General features: G+C 59.4%; 16 protein-coding genes. 3 read left to right on the top strand and 13 right to left on the bottom strand.

Features of this window, described 5'->3' with window-relative positions; genetic code table 11:
- Nucleotides 1-432: 432 nt before the first annotated feature.
- Complete coding sequence (gene ybaK / locus MTP36_RS10880) at nucleotides 433-915, bottom strand: Cys-tRNA(Pro) deacylase (RefSeq protein WP_117554063.1); 483 nt, start codon at nucleotides 913-915, stop codon at nucleotides 433-435.
- A 207-nt stretch (nucleotides 916-1,122) separates the two neighbouring features.
- Here ybaK and aroF point away from each other — a divergent pair, with 207 nt between their 5' ends.
- The 3 genes from aroF (at nucleotide 1,123) to MTP36_RS10895 (ending at nucleotide 3,907) form a co-directional block, all read left to right on the top strand.
- Nucleotides 1,123-2,136 carry a 3-deoxy-7-phosphoheptulonate synthase gene (gene aroF, locus MTP36_RS10885; RefSeq protein WP_249250256.1) on the top strand — a complete coding sequence of 338 codons (1,014 nt, stop codon included), beginning with the start codon at nucleotides 1,123-1,125 and terminating at the stop codon, nucleotides 2,134-2,136.
- Nucleotides 2,137-2,405: 269 nt separating this feature from the next.
- Nucleotides 2,406-2,828, top strand: coding sequence for a DUF3783 domain-containing protein (locus MTP36_RS10890; protein WP_249250258.1), 423 nt, complete (start codon nucleotides 2,406-2,408; stop codon nucleotides 2,826-2,828).
- A complete protein-coding gene (locus MTP36_RS10895; protein WP_249250286.1) occupies nucleotides 2,825-3,907 on the top strand; it encodes an FAD:protein FMN transferase in 1,083 nt (360 codons plus the stop codon). The genes MTP36_RS10890 and MTP36_RS10895 overlap by 4 nt, the downstream gene beginning before the upstream one ends.
- Before the next feature lie 211 nt (nucleotides 3,908-4,118).
- On the opposite strand, the gene gpmI is transcribed toward MTP36_RS10895, so the two are convergent.
- From gpmI to rimP, 12 genes are all read right to left on the bottom strand, one after another.
- Entirely contained in the window at nucleotides 4,119-5,645 is a 1,527-nt protein-coding gene (gene gpmI, locus MTP36_RS10900) for a 2,3-bisphosphoglycerate-independent phosphoglycerate mutase (protein ID WP_015538193.1), read from the bottom strand.
- Nucleotides 5,646-5,829: 184 nt separating this feature from the next.
- Nucleotides 5,830-6,600, bottom strand: coding sequence for a triose-phosphate isomerase (tpiA, locus tag MTP36_RS10905; protein ID WP_097779917.1), 771 nt, complete (start codon nucleotides 6,598-6,600; stop codon nucleotides 5,830-5,832).
- Nucleotides 6,601-6,703: 103 nt separating this feature from the next.
- Nucleotides 6,704-7,912, bottom strand: coding sequence for a phosphoglycerate kinase (locus tag MTP36_RS10910; RefSeq protein ID WP_055185372.1), 1,209 nt, complete (start codon nucleotides 7,910-7,912; stop codon nucleotides 6,704-6,706).
- A 298-nt stretch (nucleotides 7,913-8,210) separates the two neighbouring features.
- Entirely contained in the window at nucleotides 8,211-9,128 is a 918-nt protein-coding gene (gene ribF / locus MTP36_RS10915; protein WP_249250293.1) for a riboflavin biosynthesis protein RibF, read from the bottom strand.
- A 21-nt stretch (nucleotides 9,129-9,149) separates the two neighbouring features.
- A complete protein-coding gene (gene truB / locus MTP36_RS10920) occupies nucleotides 9,150-10,034 on the bottom strand; it encodes a tRNA pseudouridine(55) synthase TruB (RefSeq protein WP_249254430.1) in 885 nt (294 codons plus the stop codon).
- Nucleotides 10,034-11,023, bottom strand: coding sequence for a DHH family phosphoesterase (locus tag MTP36_RS10925; protein ID WP_249250301.1), 990 nt, complete (start codon nucleotides 11,021-11,023; stop codon nucleotides 10,034-10,036). The genes truB and MTP36_RS10925 overlap by 1 nt, the downstream gene beginning before the upstream one ends.
- A gap of 17 nt (nucleotides 11,024-11,040) precedes the next feature.
- Nucleotides 11,041-11,433, bottom strand: a complete 393-nt coding sequence (gene rbfA, locus MTP36_RS10930; protein ID WP_015538188.1) for a 30S ribosome-binding factor RbfA — start codon at nucleotides 11,431-11,433, stop codon at nucleotides 11,041-11,043.
- A 205-nt stretch (nucleotides 11,434-11,638) separates the two neighbouring features.
- Nucleotides 11,639-14,119 (bottom strand): translation initiation factor IF-2, encoded by a 2,481-nt coding sequence (gene infB / locus MTP36_RS10935; RefSeq protein ID WP_249250327.1) that lies wholly within the window; start codon nucleotides 14,117-14,119, stop codon nucleotides 11,639-11,641.
- Nucleotides 14,116-14,493, bottom strand: coding sequence for a L7Ae/L30e/S12e/Gadd45 family ribosomal protein (locus tag MTP36_RS10940; RefSeq protein ID WP_005922333.1), 378 nt, complete (start codon nucleotides 14,491-14,493; stop codon nucleotides 14,116-14,118). Before MTP36_RS10940 ends, infB begins: the two co-directional genes overlap by 4 nt.
- Nucleotides 14,477-14,776, bottom strand: a complete 300-nt coding sequence (gene rnpM, locus MTP36_RS10945; RefSeq protein WP_249250329.1) for an RNase P modulator RnpM — start codon at nucleotides 14,774-14,776, stop codon at nucleotides 14,477-14,479. The genes MTP36_RS10940 and rnpM overlap by 17 nt, the downstream gene beginning before the upstream one ends.
- A gap of 33 nt (nucleotides 14,777-14,809) precedes the next feature.
- Nucleotides 14,810-15,916, bottom strand: a complete 1,107-nt coding sequence (gene nusA, locus MTP36_RS10950) for a transcription termination factor NusA (RefSeq protein WP_097779910.1) — start codon at nucleotides 15,914-15,916, stop codon at nucleotides 14,810-14,812.
- A 56-nt stretch (nucleotides 15,917-15,972) separates the two neighbouring features.
- Complete coding sequence (gene rimP, locus MTP36_RS10955; RefSeq protein WP_005922338.1) at nucleotides 15,973-16,458, bottom strand: ribosome maturation factor RimP; 486 nt, start codon at nucleotides 16,456-16,458, stop codon at nucleotides 15,973-15,975.
- Nucleotides 16,459-16,543: the final 85 nt, after the last annotated feature.

The raw sequence follows: 16,543 nt of genomic DNA on the forward strand, positions 1-16,543 counted from the left end.
CAAGACCGACAAACAAAAAAGGCTGCGGTACACCTGTACCACGGCCTTTATTTCCAGTTTTTCTGTCCGCGCATTTTGCACAAGGTTGCACCATGCCCCTGATTGCAGTGAATGTGACCCCATTCCATGCGACCCGGCACCAGCAGCATCATTGAAGTTTCCCTCCGCAGTTTCCTGTGCAAGCGTTTTTTCAGGCGGCGATACAAGCCCGTTTTTTGGGGCATCGTCCCTGTACTAGATACAGTTTACGGCAAAAAAACCGCTTTGCAAAGAGCGTTTGGGCAAATTCTCCCTTGTGTTCCCATGCCGTCAAAAAACTTTCGAAAGTTTTGTGCAGTTTCGCCATCCTTTTTCTTTCTAAGTATGACTTATGCAGCAAGTATATTTTATGTAAAGGCCGTGTTGATGTATCCCAGATATCGCGTCGGATTTTTAAAAAATGATCTTTGCGGTGGCGGCGCGTGCAGCGCGGATCAGATCCGCCGGGGCGCAGCACACCTGCGTACCGATGCGCCCACCGGAAACGTAGACCTTCTGCTGGGTCAGCACACTTTCGTCAAAGACGGTGCGGTACTGCTTTTTCATGCCCACCGGGCTGCAGCCGCCCCGCACATAGCCAGTGACCTTGTTGATATCCGCCACATGGATCATTGCCACACTCTTTTCGCCCACGCTGCGGGCTGCGGCCTTTAAGTCCAGCTCTGCCGCCACCGGAATGACGAACACAAAATAGTTTTTGCTGCTGCCCTGCGTTACCAGCGTCTTATACACGCAGGCAGGGTCTTCGCCCATGCTGGCGGCTACGGTCACGCCGTCCACCGCCACCCCCTCCTCGTGGGGGTACTCGTGGGCGGTATAGGCCACCTTTTCCCGTTCCAGAATGCGCATTGCGTTGGTTTTAGCTTCTTTTCCCATTGTTATTCCCTCTTTTACATTTGCTCTGTTTCTATTCTACCACTTTTTCCGAAAAAATTCAAAATTTCTCTTGACTTCAGTTTCATGAAGTGATATCATAGCGTCACGTACTTCAGAGTACTGAAGTTTGACACTGCAAGCTGCGGCAAAGGAGCCGGTCTCCCTCGCCGTTTCACAGGATAGAAAAAGGCAAAGGAGACAAATACTATGATCATCGTACTCAAACAGGATGCCCCCGACGTACAGGTGCGCGAGTTCTGCCACGAGCTGGAGGATATGGGTCTGCAGATCAACGATTCCAAGGGCAGCGACACCCATATTCTGGGTCTGATCGGCGACACTAAGGCCATTGCAGAGAGCTGGGTGCTGGCAAACCCGGTTGTGGAGACCTGCCGCCGCGTGTCCGAGCCATACAAAAAAGCCAACCGCAAATTCCACCCGGACGACAGCGTTATCGACGTGGAGGGTGTCAAGATCGGCGGCGGCAACTTTGCGGTCATTGCCGGGCCGTGCAGCATTGAGAGCGAGGAGCAGATCACCTACTGCGCCCAGCGGGTAAAGGCGGCAGGCGCTTCCCTGCTGCGCGGCGGTGCATTCAAGCCCCGCACCTCTCCCTACTCCTTTCAGGGTATGCGCAGCGAGGGTCTGGACCTGCTCAAGCTGGCGCGCCGCGCCACCGGTTCGCCCATCGTGACCGAGATCATGAACACCGAGCACCTGCCCCTGTTTGAAAACGTAGACCTGATTCAGGTAGGTGCCCGCAATATGCAGAACTTTGAGCTGCTCAAGGCTGTTGGCCGCCAGAAAAAGCCGGTGCTGCTCAAGCGCGGCCTTGCCAACACGCTGGAAGAGTTCGTGATGAGCGCCGAGTACATCATGGCAGAGGGCAACGAGAACGTCATCCTGTGCGAGCGCGGCATCCGCACCTTTGAGACCAGTATGCGCAACACGCTGGACCTTGCCGGTGTGGTCATGCTGCACAAGATGACCCATCTGCCGGTGGTGGTAGACCCCAGCCACGCCTGCGGCCACGCATGGATGGTGCCGGATCTGGCGAAAGCTGCGGTCGCTGCCGGTGCCGATGGTCTGATGATCGAGGTGCACAACAACCCCGCCAAGGCCAAGTGCGACGGTGCACAGAGCCTGACCCCGGATCAGTTCGATGCGCTGATGCAGTTCATCGGCAAAGAGGTGGAGTTCTTCGGCAAAAAAATGAACTGAGCCTGCCCGAAAGAATATTGTTATACGCAGGGACTGCTGTGCCGACCGGGTTCAGCAGTCCTTTTTTTGCCGGAAAGTTCGCCAAGCCGGAAGCCTTCCCCCGGTCGGGGGAAGGTGGCTGCGCGCGAAGCAAGCAGACGGATGAGGGCGCAGGCAAGCAGCATTTTACCTTAATTTCTGTGCACCGGCGGGTTTTCATTTTCTTTTCACGGGTTTTATGGTATACTATGGTGTATTTTGAAAATTCACTGCCGAAAGAGGTTTTAAAGATGAAAGCACACATTGCACGCAACCAGAACGCCGGAGTGCCGCTGGCGCTGGGCTGGAACCTTTCCCCCGCCGACCGGGGCAAGCTGGAGGGCATGGCACCCGCCTTTGGCATGAAGCTGCTGCTCGTTGCCCCCGCCGATGCCGGCAAGACCGTTGCCCAGCTGCTGGGCGAGGTGGAGGTAAAAGCCCCCAGAACACTGGTGCTGGAACCGGGCGCCTATCCCCCGGCGCTGGTGCTGGCAAACTTCCGTGATAAGGACGTGGACACCCTGCTGGACCTGATGCGGCAGGCACAGGTGACCATCCCGCTCAAGGCGGTGGTCACCCCCGCAAACCGCAACTGGATGTTTGCAGACCTGCTGGCACATTTGCAGGAGGAGCACACCGCCTTTAGCGCTGCAAAGGAGAGCCAGACCGTATGAAGAGCCGCATCACCCGCATGACCGCTGCACTGCTGGCGGCGGTGCTGAGCCTTAGCCTGCTGGTCGGCTGCAAGCCCAAAAAGGAGCTGACCCGGTACACCACCATCTTTTATGATGTGTTCGACACGGTGACGCAGGTCATCGCCTACTGCGAGAGCGAGGAAGAGTTCAACACCCAGATGCAGGCGCTGCATCAGGATCTGATCGCCTACAACCAGCTCTACGATATCTATAACGACTACGACGGCGTTGTGAACGTTAAGACCATCAACGAAAACGCCGGGAAAGCCCCTGTACAGGTAGATGACCGCATCCTCTCCATGCTGGAGCTGGCACAGCAGATGTACGAACTGACCGGCGGCAAGATCAACATCGCCATGGGCAGCGTACTGGGCATCTGGCACGACTACCGCGAAGCCGCCGAAAAAGACGCCTCTGACGCCGACAACACCCTGCCCACACAGGAGGAGTTGGAAGCCGCTGCACAGCACTGCAATATCAACGACCTTGTCATTGACGAGGATGCCAAAACGGTCTACCTGTCCGACCCGGAGATGTCGCTGGACGTGGGCAGTGTGGGCAAGGGCTACGCCGTGGAGATGGTCTGCCGCGCCGCCGAAGCCCGGGGCCTGACCAGCGCACTGGTGAGCGTAGGCGGCAACCTGCGCGCCATCGGCACAAAGCCGGACGGCAGCCAGTGGACGGGCGGTGTGGAGAACCCGTGGAACGCTTCGGAGGTGTATACCAACACCAACTCCATCTTCGGCTCGCCCATTAACATGAGCGACCTTGCGCTGGTGACCAGCGGTGACTACCAGCGCTACTTTGTGGTGGACGGCAAGCGCTATCATCACATTATCGACCCGGATACCCTGTGGCCCGCCGCCTACTACAACGGCGTCACCGTGCTGTGCCCGGACTCCGGCATGGCAGACTGCCTGACCACCGCCCTGTTCTGTATGCCGCTGGAAGAAGGGCAGAAGCTGGTGGAATCGCTGGACGGCGTAGAGGCCATGTGGTGCACGCCCGATAAGCAGGCCACCACCTCCAGCGGCTGGGACAGTCACCTGAAAAAGTAAGCTTTGCCGTTTTGCAGGCGAACCGTTTTGAATGGCCTCCGCGTGCGCTCTGGCCATCATCAGCGGAGAATCTATTTTTAATTTCAGAATAGCGGAGCGTCTGCGGACGCTCCGCTATTCCCTTTTCACGGAAATTTTTCTTATGCAAAAAGGCTGCCGCACAAAATGTGCAGCAGCCTTTTGTTTGTTTATACGGTCATCCCGTCTGGCATCACTCCACGATGATGCTCTTGCCGGTCATCTCGGCGGGAACGGGCAGGCCGATATAGGGCAGCATAGTGGGTGCGATATCGGCCAGGCAGCCGCCCTCGCGCAGCTTCACATCGCCGCAGCCAACTGCCACAAAGGGCACAACGTTGGTGGTGTGGGCGGTGAAGGGGGTGCCGTCCGGGTTCATCATCTTTTCGGCGTTGCCGTGGTCGGCGGTGATGAAAGCGCAGCCGCCGGCGTTCAGCACAGCGGTGACCACCTGATCCACGCAGGTATCCACAGCCTCAACGGCCTTGACGGCAGCCTCGAACACGCCGGTGTGGCCGACCATATCGCAGTTTGCGAAGTTCAGGATGACCACATCGTACTTGCCGCTCTCGATGCGCTTGACGCACTCGGCAGCGACTTCGGGGGCGCTCATCTCGGGCTTCAGGTCGTAGGTGGCAACCTTGGGGCTGGGGATGACGCAGCGATCCTCGCCCTCGTAGGGAGCCTCCACGCCGCCGTTGAAGAAGAAGGTGACGTGGGCGTACTTCTCGGTCTCGGCGATGCGCAGCTGGGTCTTGCCGTGGGCAGACAGGTACTCGCCCAGAACGTTCTTCAGCTCCACCGGGGGATAAGCAACCTCGCAGTTGGGCATGGTGGCATCGTACTCAGCCATGCAGACGTAGTTCACCTGCTTGCGGCCGCCGCGGCGCTCGAAGCCGGTAAAGGCATCGTCGCAGAAGATGCGGGTCATCTGGCGGGCACGGTCGGGGCGGAAGTTCATGAAGATGACGGTGTCGCCATCCTGCACGCGGCCACCCTCGCAGGTGACGCAGGGCAGCACAAACTCATCGGTCTTGTCTGCGGCATAGGAAGCCTCGATGGCCTCGGCAGCGTTGGCAGCGTGCTCACCCTCGCCGTAGACGAAAGCAGCGTAGGCCTTCTCCTCGCGGTCCCAGTTGTTATCACGGTCCATGGCGTAGTAACGGCCGGAAACGCTGGCGATCTTGCCCACGCCCAGCTCATCCAGCTTGGCCTGCAGGTCAGCAAGGAAGCCCTTGCCGGAGTGGGGGTCGGTGTCGCGGCCGTCGGTGATGCAGTGCAGGTAAACTTCCTTTGCACCCAGATGCTTTGCCATTTCCAGCACGCCAAACCAGTGGTCGGCATGGCTGTGCACGCCGCCGGTGCCCACCAGACCCATCAGATGGATGGCCTTGCCGGCCTCGATGGCGGCCTTCATGTTCTTGACCAGCACAGGGTTCTTGAGCATCTCGCCATCGTGGATGGACTTGGTGATGAGGGTCAGCTGCTGGTACACGATGCGGCCTGCGCCCATGTTGGTGTGGCCGACCTCGGAGTTGCCCATCTGGCCATCGGGCAAACCGACAGCCATGCCGGAAGCATCAATGGTAGTCATGGGGTACTTTGCCATCAGAGCATCCAGATGGGGGGTCTTGGCAGCCACCACGGCGTTGCCAAAGGTCTCGTTCGGCACCCAGCCGAAGCCATCCATGATGCACAGAAGAACAGGTTTCTTTGCCATAAAATTGAATCTCCTTTGAATTTATCACGCGTTGCGGGCAAGGCTAAGTGCCCCGCCTGCGGGTGCAGCCTGCGGGTGCATAACACCCGAGCGGCTGCTGTAAAAACAGATCAGCGCCCGGCTCAGCGCTGAAAAAACGGCGCAGCCGGGCGCTGAAACAGCTTAGTTAAGAAAAGGCAGTTGCTCAGCCCTTGGTGGCTGCATTGACGATGACTGCAAAGTCAGGAGCCTTCAGGGATGCGCCGCCAATCAGGCCGCCGTCCACGTCCTTCTTGCTCAGCAGCTCCTCGCAGTTCTTGGCGTTCATGCTGCCGCCGTACTGCACGGTGGTAGCCTCGGCCACAGCCTCGCCGTACAGCTCGCCCACCACCTTGCGGATCTGAGCGCAGACTTCCTCTGCCTGATCAGCGGTAGCGGTCTTGCCGGTGCCGATGGCCCAGACAGGCTCGTAGGCGATGACAACGTTTGCCATCTGCTCAGCGGTCACATCACGCAGAGCGATCTTGGTCTGCATACGGACCAGCTCCTCGGTAACGCCCTCCTCGCGCTGCTGCAGGCTCTCGCCCACGCACAGAATGACCTTCAGACCGGCGTTCAGGGCAGCCAGCGCGCGCTTGTTGACGGTCTGGTCGGTCTCTGCAAAGTACTGACGGCGCTCAGAGTGGCCGACGATGACGTACTCCACGCCCAGATCCACCAGCATATCGGCGCTGATCTCGCCGGTGAAAGCACCGGACTTCTCAAAGTGGACGTTCTCGGCGCCAACATGGATGTTGGTGCCCTTGGTCTTAGCCACAGCGGTGACCAGATCGGTAAACGGGGTGCAGATGACCACCTCGCAGGTAGCGTCCTTCACAGCGGGGATCAGCTCGTCCACCAGAACAGCAGCCTCGGAGGCGGTCTTGTTCATCTTCCAGTTGCCAGCGATAATAGCCTTGCGCTTTGCCTTATCCATTGTTATTTTCTCCTTACCTTCGTAAATATTTACAAATTACCTGCACAAAAAGAAAAGATGCGGCGGCGTAAATGCCGCCGCACCCATTGTGATGCCGGAAAAATTATGCGTTCTGGATAACTGCGATGCCGGGCAGCTCCTTGCCCTCCAGATACTCCAGAGAAGCGCCGCCGCCGGTGGAGATGTGGGTCATCTTGTCGCCCAGACCCATCTGCTGCACAGCTGCTGCGCTGTCGCCGCCGCCGATGACGGTGGTAGCATCGCTCTCAGCCATAGCCTTGGCAACAGCCAGAGTACCAGCTGCCAGAGTGGGGTTCTCGAACACGCCCATGGGGCCGTTCCAGACAACGGTCTTGGAAGCCTTGACAGCGTCAGCAAACAGCTTCATGGTCTCGGGGCCGATGTCGCAGCCCTCCATGTCAGCAGGAATAGCGGTGACAGGCACCACGGTGACATCCACAGGAGCGTCGATGGGATCGGGGAAGTCCTTAATGCAGACAGCATCCACAGGCAGCAGCAGCTTAACGCCCTTCTCCTTGGCCTTAGCCATCATTTCCTTGCAGTAGTCCAGCTTGGTGTCGTCGCACAGGCTCTTGCCCACTTCGTAGCCCTGAGCCTTGACGAAGGTGTAAGCCATACCGCCGCCGATGATCAGGGTATCGACCTTCTCCAGCAGGTTGGAGATGACGTTCAGCTTATCAGCGACCTTAGCGCCGCCCAGAATAGCGGTGAAGGGACGGACGGGGTCGTTGACGGCATTGCCCAGGTACTTGATCTCCTTCTCCATCAGGTAGCCGACAGCGGTATCCTTGATGTAGTCGGTGACACCTGCGGTGGAGCAGTGTGCACGGTGGCAGCTGCCGAAGGCATCGTCCACATAAGCATCAGCCAGAGAAGCCAGCTCCTCGCTGAACTCAGGCATGTTCTTGGTCTCTTCCTTGCGGAAACGGGTGTTCTGCAGCAGAACGACGTCGCCGTTGTTCATAGCAGCCACAGCAGCCTTTGCGTTCTCGCCCACAACGTTGTCGTCGTCGGCAAACACAACGGTCTTGCCCAGCTTTGCGCTCAGAGCCACAGCAACGGGAGCCAGGCTGAACTTAGCCTCGGGGCCGTTCTTGGGCTTGCCCAGGTGGCTGCACAGGATGACCTTAGCGCCATCGTTGACCAGCTTCTGGATGGTGGGCAGTGCTGCGTTGATGCGGTTCTCGTTGGTGATGACACCGTCCTTCATCGGGACGTTGAAATCGCAGCGGACAAGCACCTTCTTGCCGCAGTAGTTCTGATCGTCGATCGTCTTCTTACCTAAACCCATGGTAAAAACTCCTCTCAAATTATAATTCTGAACCAGAGTCTCGCTCACAATCGGGGCGTTGCCCCGTACAGCTACTATTATAAACAAAAACTGCGTGCATTGCAAGGATATGAGATAGATAATTGTTTAACAAACATTTGCCGTTGTTGCACAGAAATGTGTCTATTTTGCCCGAAGTGCGGTTTTTTCTGCCCGCAGACGCCGGAAATGCTGTTTTCCTTCACGACAAAAGGGGTCGAAAAACGCCCACAGGCGTTTCTCGACCCCAAATAAAAATAATTTTTCCGCTGTTGATGCGTTATGCAAAATACTCCTGTGCGCGGCGGGCGGCATTGTTGATGCAATCCCGCAGCTGGTCCAGCGTATCAAACTTTTTGCTGGGGCTCAGGTAGGCGTGGAACTCCACCACCGGGTCGGTGCCGTACAAGTTGCCGGAAAAGCCCGGGATAAAGGTCTCGCAGGTCACCTTGGTGGCGTCATCGTTCACGGTAGGGCGGCTGCCCAGACCGGTGGCCGAGGGATACCACACCCCGTTGATACAGGTGCGGGTGATATAAATGCCGCTGCGGGGCATCTGGAAGCCCTGCGGGTACAGCTGGTTGATGGTGGGCACCCCGAGGGTGTGCCCCAGCCCTGCCCCGTGCTGCACCGCAAAGCGGATGGCATAGGGCATGCCCAGCATGGCGTTGGCGGCGGGGATGTCCCCGCCCTCCAGCGCGGTGCGGATGCGGGTGGAGGACACCGGCTTTTCCTCAAACTGTGCCATGGGCACCACCACTACCTCTACCCCAAGAGGGGCACAGAGGGTGCGCAGCAGCTCCGGCGTACCGGCAGCCTTTGCACCAAAGGTGAAGTTCTCGCCACAGAACAGCGCCCGTGCGTGGCAGTTTTCCACGATGCCGCGCACAAACTCCTCCGGGCTCAGTGCCTTGATTGCCTCAAAGTCCGGGGTAAGGTAATACTCCACCCCAAGGCTGTGGATCAAAGCGTGCTTATCCTCGGTGGAGAGCAGGCGCTTGCCCTTCATTTTGTTTTCCACCGGCAGGCGGAAGGTGAACACCGCCGGAGCTGCATCATGGTTCTTTGCCCATTGTACCGCCCCTTCGATCACCGCCCGGTGGCCGATATGGATACCGTCAAAGTAGCCCATTGCCACGGCGGTACCCTTTGCGGGCTGTGCCAGCGGCAGCGGGGCAAACTGAGAAATGATCTGCATGGGTCTTGTTTCCTTTATTGCTCAATTACGTTCCACGAACAGTTTTTCCACCCGGAGCACCCCGCCGGTGATGTTGGCAAGGCCAAGGAACTGCCCGGCGGCATTGCGCACCCGGTAGCGTCCGTCTGCTGCGGGGTAGCGGCTGGTGGGACAGCCGTTGTACAGGTGCTGCTCCACCCATGGCTCCACCATCAGCAGCGGCAGCGGGGTGAACACACTTTCCACCGGCAGCATCAGTGCTTCCAGTGCAGCGCTCCCCTGCTCCTTTGCGGCAAGAATTTCTTCCAGCGTGTGGGCGTCTGCTTCGGTGTACAGACCGGCAGCAGTGCGGCGCAGAGCGCTCATAGTGCCCTTCTGCCCCATGGCGGCGGAGATCTCCTCCAGCAGCGTGCGGATATAGGTGCCCTTGGAGCAGCGCACCGTCAGTACATACTCGTTTTCTGCCAGACTGCCGCCGTACTCGATGCCGTAAATTTCAATAGGGCGCGCCTTGCGCTCCACTGTCATGCCCTCGCGCGCCAGCTTATACAGCGGCTGGCCGTTGATCTTGACTGCCGAGTACATGGGCGGCACCTGCATCTGCGGGCCGACAAACTGCGGCAGCACAGCCAGCAGTTCCTTTTCCCCGGCGGTAACAGGCGCGGTTTCCAGCACCGTACCGGTGCTATCGCCGGTATCGGTGCGTGCGCCCAGGCGCAGGGTGGCGCGGTAGGTCTTGTCGTGGTTCAGCTGCAGGTCCACCGCCTTGCTGGCGCCGCCGCAGAACACCGGCAGCACACCGGTGGCCATGGGGTCCAGCGTACCGCTGTGTCCCAGCTTGCGGGTGCCCAGCACGCCGCGCAGCTTTGCCACCACGTCAAAACTGGTCCAGTCCATGGGCTTGTCTACGATCAGGATGCCCTGCATCATGCTTCCTCCTGTGGCGCGTCCAGCTCGGCTTCCACCTCTGCAAGGATCGCGTTTTTGGCGTTTTCAAGGTCGCCCAGCAGTTCACAGCCCGCTGCGCGGGTGTGGCCGCCGCCGCCCAGACGCCGGGCGATGGCACAGGCATCCACGCCCTTTGCGGTACGCACGCTGATGCGGTAGCTGCCGCCGGGCTGCTGGCGCAGGGTCAAACCCACCTTGACCCCCTCGATGCTGATGGGCAGGCCGGTCAGCTCCTCCAGATCTGCGGGGTCTACCCCGCTCTGCCGGATCTCGTCCCTTGTCAGGTAGATCAGGGCGCAGCGGCCGTCCAGATAGTATTCCAGATGGTTGCGGGCGATGCGCTCGGCCTCCATGCGGGCACGGGGCTTGGTGTCGAAGAGCAGGGTGTTCAGCTCCTCCACATGGCAGCCGGCTTCAATAAGCTTTGCAGCAACCGTGTGGGTGTTGGCTGTGGTGGAGGAGAACTTGAAGCAGCCGGTGTCGGTGGCAATGCCGGTGTACAGGCAGTCGGCAATGTGGGGGGTGATAGTCACCCCCATCTCCACGATGACCTGATACAGCAGCTCTGCTGCCGCAGCGGCACTGGCATCCAGAAGGGTAAAATCGGCATAGCCGTTGTTGCCCGCGTGGTGGTCGATGCACAGGTCCACATGGCGTGCAAACTGCGGCACACCGTTATTTTCTCCAAACAGCTGCAGGCCGGCCACATCCACTGCGATCACCGTGCGGGGCTCGAACTCGCCCTTGAACAGCCGTGGATTCGTAAAGGCGTAGCGGGACGGAATGGCATCGGAGCAGAGCACCGCCGTTGTTTTTTCCAGCGCTTTGAGCGCATAGTACAGGGCGCTGCCGCAGCCGATGGTGTCACCGTCCGGGTTTTTGTGGCACAGAATCAAAATGTTGTCCGCAGTCAGCAGGCGCTGCGCCATCTGCTGCACATCCAGTTGTTCTGTCATCCAATGATCCATCCTTTCCGCAAAGGCAGTCAGTCCTCGGTCTGTTCGGTATCGGCAGGCTGTGCTTCTTCCTCGCCGTTCACGTTCAGGCTGCGCAGCAGCTCGTTGATGTGGGCGGCGTAGGCGGCACCGTCATCCTCCACAAAGATGAAGCGGGGTGCCTTGCGGATGTGCATTTTTTTGCTGACCTCGGTGCGCACATGGCCTGCGGCACGGTTCAGCGCTTCAATAGCGGGCTTGGGGCCGTCTGCGCGGCCCATCACGCTTACATACACTTTTGCCACATCCAGATCCGGCGTCACGTCCAGACGGGTGACGGTCAGCAGACCGCCCTCCAGCCGCGGGTCCTTCAGCCGGCCGATGATGGCAATGACCTCGCGCTTCATATCCTGCGCAAGACGGCCCATATTTTTCTGAGACATAGTTTTCTCCAAATTCTGTCCGGCAGCTTCCCAAAGCCTTGCCCCGGCCGGGGCAAGGCGGCATTTGTCTGCCAAAACGACGGATGAGGGCGCACGCTCCACACCTGCGAAAGATACGCCCTCATCAGTCTCACTTCGTTCGACAGCTTCCCCCGTCCGGGGGAAGCCTTTTCTGCCGGGAAGCTGTTATATATTCGGTTTTTGCTTAGTCGCGGTACTCTTCCATCTTGAAGGCCTCGTACACGTCGCCTTCCTTGACGTCCGCAAACTTCTCCAGCGTCACGCCGCACTCGTAGCCCTCGGCCACTTCCTTGGCGTCATCCTTGAAGCGCTTCAGGGATGCGATCTCGTCCTCGGCAATGACGATGCCGTCACGCACCACGCGCACCTTGCTGTCGCGGGTGATCTTGCCGCTGGTCACGCGGCAGCCTGCAACGGTGCCCACGTTGGAGATCTTGTACACCTGACGCACCTGCAGCTCACCCAGAGCGACCTCGCGGAACTTAGGTGCCAGCATACCCTTCATAGCGTCGGTGACATCGTTGATGGCGTCGTAAATGACGCGGTACATACGCATTTCCACCTTGGTGGCAGCGGCTTCTTCCTTGGCCACGTTGTCCGGGCGGACGTTGAAGCCGATGATGATGGCGTTGGAGGCATCGGCCAGATCCACGTCGGACTTGCTGATGGCGCCGACACCGGCGTGGATGACGCGCACGCGCACCTCATCGTTGGAGATCTTCTCCAAACTCTGCTTCACAGCCTCGGCAGAGCCCTGCACATCGGCCTTGACCACGATGGCCAGTTCCTTCATGTCGTTCTGTGCCATCTGGCTGAACAGGTTATCCAGCGTGACCTTCTGGAAGGAGGAGAACTGCTTTTCCTTGGCGGCAGCAACGCGCTGCTCAGCCAGTTCACGGGCCAGACGCTCGTCCTCAACAGCCTCGAACAGGTCGCCGGCCTCGGGCACGGCGGTCAGGCCGGTGATCTCCACAGGGGTGGAGGGGCCGGCATCGGTCAGCAGCTGACCCTTGTCGTTGCGCATGGTACGCACACGGCCCACGGCGGTACCGGCGATGATGACATCACCGGAGTGCAGGGTGCCGTTCTGCACCAGAATGGTGGCAATGGGGCCCTGGCCCTTGTCCAGACGGGCCTCGACCACAGCACCCTTGGCGCGGCGGTTGGGGTTGGCCTTCAGCTCCATGACCTCAGCTTCCAGAGCAATGCGCTCCAGCAGGTCGTTGATGCCCATGCCGGTCAGGGCAGACACCGGGATGCAGGCCACATCGCCGCCCCAGTCCTCGGTGATGATGCCGTACTTGGTCAGGCCTTCCATCACGCGCTCGGGGTTTGCGGTGGGCTTATCCATCTTGTTCATTGCCACGATAATCTTGACATTTGCAGCCTTGGCGTGGTTGATGGACTCGATGGTCTGGGGCATGATGCCGTCGTCGGCAGCAACCACCAGAACTGCAATATCGGTCATGTTGGCACCGCGGGCACGCATGGAGGTGAACGCCTCGTGGCCCGGGGTATCCAGGAAGGTGATGAGGCTGTCGTTGATCTTGACCTGATATGCACCGATGGCCTGCGTGATGCCGCCGGCCTCGCCTGCGGTGACGTTGGTCTTACGGATGGCATCCAGAATACTGGTCTTGCCGTGGTCAACGTGACCCATGACACAGACCACCGGGGGACGCTCCACCAGATCCTCCTGTGCATCCTCTTCCTGCGTGAACAGGCGCTCCTCGATGGTCACATGCACCTCATGCTCGACCTTTGCGTGGAACTCCTCTGCCAGCAGAGCTGCGGTATCGAAATCGATCACGTCGTTGATGGCGTGCATCTCACCCATCTGCATGAACTTGGCAATGACCTTACCGGCCTGCTGCTTCAGGCGGGCAGCCAACTCGCCCACGGTGATCTCGTCAGGGATCATCACCTTCAGCTGGGCGTTGCGTGCCTTCTCCAGCTGGATGCGCTGCAGGCGCTCGAACTCGGTCTCGCGCTTGCCCTTCTGGAACTGCTGGCGCTGGCGCTGGCCGCGCTGGGTGAACTTCTGCTTGTTGCCCTGCGGAGTGGGCTTGCGGCGGTTCTCGGTGTTCTTGGTCGAGGCCAGATCATCGTAACGGGCATCAAAGCGATCCACGTTCATATCCACCGTGCGGGTATCCACGGTGACCTGATTGTCCTCACGGCGGACAGAAACTGCCTGTGCGGGGGCAGCAGTAGCCTTTGCGCCGGTCTCGCGTGCCAGCTCGCTGAAGGAAACGGTCTTTTCCTCGCGCTTCTTATGCTGCTCGGGCTTCTTGTCGCCGTGCTTGCCGTTATTGTTATTATTGTTTGCCTTGGGCTGCTCGGCCTTTGCGGCGGGCTGCTGGGGCTTTTTGTCAGCCTTGGGAGCCTCGGGCTTCTTCTCAGCCTTCTTTTCGACCTTCTGGTCAGCCTTCTTCTCGGCCTTGGGCTCCTCTTTGGGAGCCTTGGCGCTGTTCAAAAACTCGTCCAGATTTGCCACGCTGTTATCCTTGCTGAACTTTTCCAGCAGGTAGTTCAGCTCGTTCTCCTCCAGATTGGAGCTGTTCTTCTTGCCGGTGCTGCCCATAGCGGCCAGCTCGTCCAGCACCTTCTTTGCAGAAAGGTTCAGATCCTTTGCAAAGTCACTCACTTTATATTTTACGATCATTCGCTCATATCCTCCTCATTTTTGATTGCTCCGCAGTCCGACAGACGGTCGAAGCAGAGCTTTGCGAGGTTGCGGTCGGTCACCGCGTAAACAGCCACAGGCTTGTGGCTGATATCGGCCAGCTTATCCTGCGTCAGCGGCATGGTGAACACATCCACCAAGTCCCCCACGGCGTAGTTCAAACGCTGCAAAGTCTTAGGGCTGATGTCCGATGCGGTCATCACCAGCCATGCCTTGCTTTTGACGCAGGCTTCCTCTACGGCATCAAAGCCCATGGTCAGCGCACCGGCCTTGCGGCACAGACTCACGGCCTGATACAGCGCTTCCTCCGGGGGCAGCTTGGGTTTTGCGGGGGCGTTATTCTTTTTTGCCATCGGCTGCGGCCTCCTTTGTGGCTGCGGCCAGCTGTACAGCCAGCGCGTCGTATACCTCGGCGGGAACCGGCTGCTCAAAGCAGCGCTCCAGCGCCTTTTTCTTTTTTGCCTTGGTCAGGCAGTCCGGGTCCGGGCAGAGATATGCGCCGCGCCCCGGCTTTTTGCCTACCAGATCGATGCTGATCTCCCCGCTGGGTGCGCGCACCACGCGCACCAGCTCCTTTTTGGGGCGGCTGGTCATGCAGCCGATGCACTGGCGGGCAGGGATCTTTTTTTGTGCCATCCGGTTTCCCTCCTTCGGCAGATGGTGCCGGGCTTATTCAGCGTCTGCTGCGTCCTTCTTGGGCTCCTCGTCCTCGCCGTAGTAGCCGCTCTCGGGACGGATATCAATGTTGTAACCGGTCAGGCGGGCGCACAGGCGGGCGTTCTGACCCTTGTTGCCAATGGCAAGGCTCAGCTGCTGGTCGGGCACGGTGACGCGGCAGGAGCGGGTCTCGCCGGGCAGCAGCTCTACCTTGACCACCTTGGCGGGGCTCAGGGCTGCGGAGATGAACTCCGAGATATCCTCGCTCCACTTGACGATATCGATCTTCTCGCCGCCCAGCTTTTCCACAACAGCGGCCACGCGGGCGCCGTGCTCGCCGATGCAGGCGGAAACAGGGTTCACGTTGGGGTCCTTGGACCAGACAGCCATCTTGGTGCGGGCACCGGCTTCGCGGCTGATGGCCTTTACCTCCACGGTGCCGTCAAAAATCTCGGGCACTTCCAGCTCAAACAGGCGCTTGACAAGGCCGGGATGGGTGCGGCTGATCATCACGCGGGGGCCGCGCTCGGTGCTGACCACGTCCACGATGTAGACCTGCAGGGTCTCGCCCTCGGTGTACACCTCGCCGGGCACCTGCTCGTTGCGGGGCAGAACAGCCTCGCCGCCCTTGCCCAGATCCAACGCTACGATGCCCTTCTCGGTATCCACGCGGGTAACGGTGGCCTGCACGATGTCATGTGCGCGGGACTGGATCTCGCTGAGCTGCTGGTTGCGCTCGGCCTCGCGGATGCCCTGACGGATGACGTGCTTTGCGGTCTGGGCGGCAATACGGCCAAAATCGCGGGTCTTGAGCGGGGTGATGATGCGGTCGCCCACCTCGTAGCTGCTGCGGATCTTGCGTGCCTCGGTCACACCGATCTCGGCGTGCTCGTCGTACCAGTCCTCGTCTGCCACGATGTCCTGGATCAGTGCCACATCAAAGCGGCCGGTGTCGGGGTCGATGTCCACACGGATGTGATCCTCCTCGACCTCGTAGTTCTTCTTGACGGCAATGATGATAGCCGCCTTGATCTTTTCGATCAGGTACTCTGCGGTGATGCCGCGCTCATGCTCCAGCATGGAGAGCGCTTCAAAAAAGTCCTTATTCTCTGCTGTCATTTTTCGGGTTCCTCCTATATATTTTGTTCTCTTTTCTCTCTCAGAGACGGTTATTTTCAGTTGAACAGATCCTCGTCGTCGCACAACTGCACGCCGGAGGCTGCATTCACCTCAAAGGTCACGGGGCCGTTCTCGGTTTCCAGCGTCACGGTGCTGCCCTCGCGGCCGGTCAGGATGCCGGACAGCTCCCGCACGCCGTCGGCGTTGGGGCGGATGAGCTTTGCCCGCACCTTCTGGCCCTTCAGTGCCTCGTAGTGCTCCGGGCGGGTCAGCTTGCGGCCAAGGCCGGGGCTGCCTACTTCCAGATAATAGCTCTGGTCGATGGGGTCTGCCTCATCCAGAATGGGGTCCAGTGCGTGGGACACCTCTGCACAGGTGTCGGTATCCATGGTGCCGTCCCGGTCGATGAGGATGCGAAGATACCAGTCCGGCCCTTCCTTCTCAAAAACCACATCCCACAGGCGCAGACCCATGCCTTCCACCGTGGGACGGACAAGCGCTTCCACTCTCTGCGCGGTGTTGCCGCCAGACTGCTTCGCCATAAAAAACCTCCAAACAAACAAGAAACGCGGACCTTGCGGCCCACGTTTCAGGTTAAAGTATATCGTACTACTAGAATATAGCATA

This window comes from Faecalibacterium sp. I4-1-79 (genome assembly GCF_023347235.1).
In the GTDB taxonomy this organism is placed as follows: Bacteria; Bacillota; Clostridia; order Oscillospirales; family Ruminococcaceae; genus Faecalibacterium; species Faecalibacterium tardum.

Excerpts from the sequence above, each read along its gene's own strand:
- rimP (WP_005922338.1), bottom strand. The coding sequence starts at position 16,458 with ATGGCGAAGCAGTCTGGCGGCAACACCGCGCAGAGAGTGGAAGCGCTT.
- aroF (WP_249250256.1), top strand. The coding sequence starts at position 1,123 with ATGATCATCGTACTCAAACAGGATGCCCCCGACGTACAGGTGCGCGAG.
- tpiA (WP_097779917.1), bottom strand. The coding sequence starts at position 6,600 with ATGGATAAGGCAAAGCGCAAGGCTATTATCGCTGGCAACTGGAAGATG.
- MTP36_RS10890 (WP_249250258.1), top strand. The coding sequence starts at position 2,406 with ATGAAAGCACACATTGCACGCAACCAGAACGCCGGAGTGCCGCTGGCG.
- MTP36_RS10925 (WP_249250301.1), bottom strand. The coding sequence starts at position 11,023 with ATGGATCATTGGATGACAGAACAACTGGATGTGCAGCAGATGGCGCAG.
- ybaK (WP_117554063.1), bottom strand. The coding sequence starts at position 915 with ATGGGAAAAGAAGCTAAAACCAACGCAATGCGCATTCTGGAACGGGAA.
- infB (WP_249250327.1), bottom strand. The coding sequence starts at position 14,119 with ATGATCGTAAAATATAAAGTGAGTGACTTTGCAAAGGATCTGAACCTT.
- ribF (WP_249250293.1), bottom strand. The coding sequence starts at position 9,128 with ATGCAGATCATTTCTCAGTTTGCCCCGCTGCCGCTGGCACAGCCCGCA.
- rnpM (WP_249250329.1), bottom strand. The coding sequence starts at position 14,776 with ATGGCACAAAAAAAGATCCCTGCCCGCCAGTGCATCGGCTGCATGACC.
- truB (WP_249254430.1), bottom strand. The coding sequence starts at position 10,034 with ATGCAGGGCATCCTGATCGTAGACAAGCCCATGGACTGGACCAGTTTT.
- MTP36_RS10910 (WP_055185372.1), bottom strand. The coding sequence starts at position 7,912 with ATGGGTTTAGGTAAGAAGACGATCGACGATCAGAACTACTGCGGCAAG.
- nusA (WP_097779910.1), bottom strand. The coding sequence starts at position 15,916 with ATGACAGCAGAGAATAAGGACTTTTTTGAAGCGCTCTCCATGCTGGAG.
- gpmI (WP_015538193.1), bottom strand. The coding sequence starts at position 5,645 with ATGGCAAAGAAACCTGTTCTTCTGTGCATCATGGATGGCTTCGGCTGG.
- MTP36_RS10940 (WP_005922333.1), bottom strand. The coding sequence starts at position 14,493 with ATGGCAAAAAAGAATAACGCCCCCGCAAAACCCAAGCTGCCCCCGGAG.
- rbfA (WP_015538188.1), bottom strand. The coding sequence starts at position 11,433 with ATGTCTCAGAAAAATATGGGCCGTCTTGCGCAGGATATGAAGCGCGAG.
- MTP36_RS10895 (WP_249250286.1), top strand. The coding sequence starts at position 2,825 with ATGAAGAGCCGCATCACCCGCATGACCGCTGCACTGCTGGCGGCGGTG.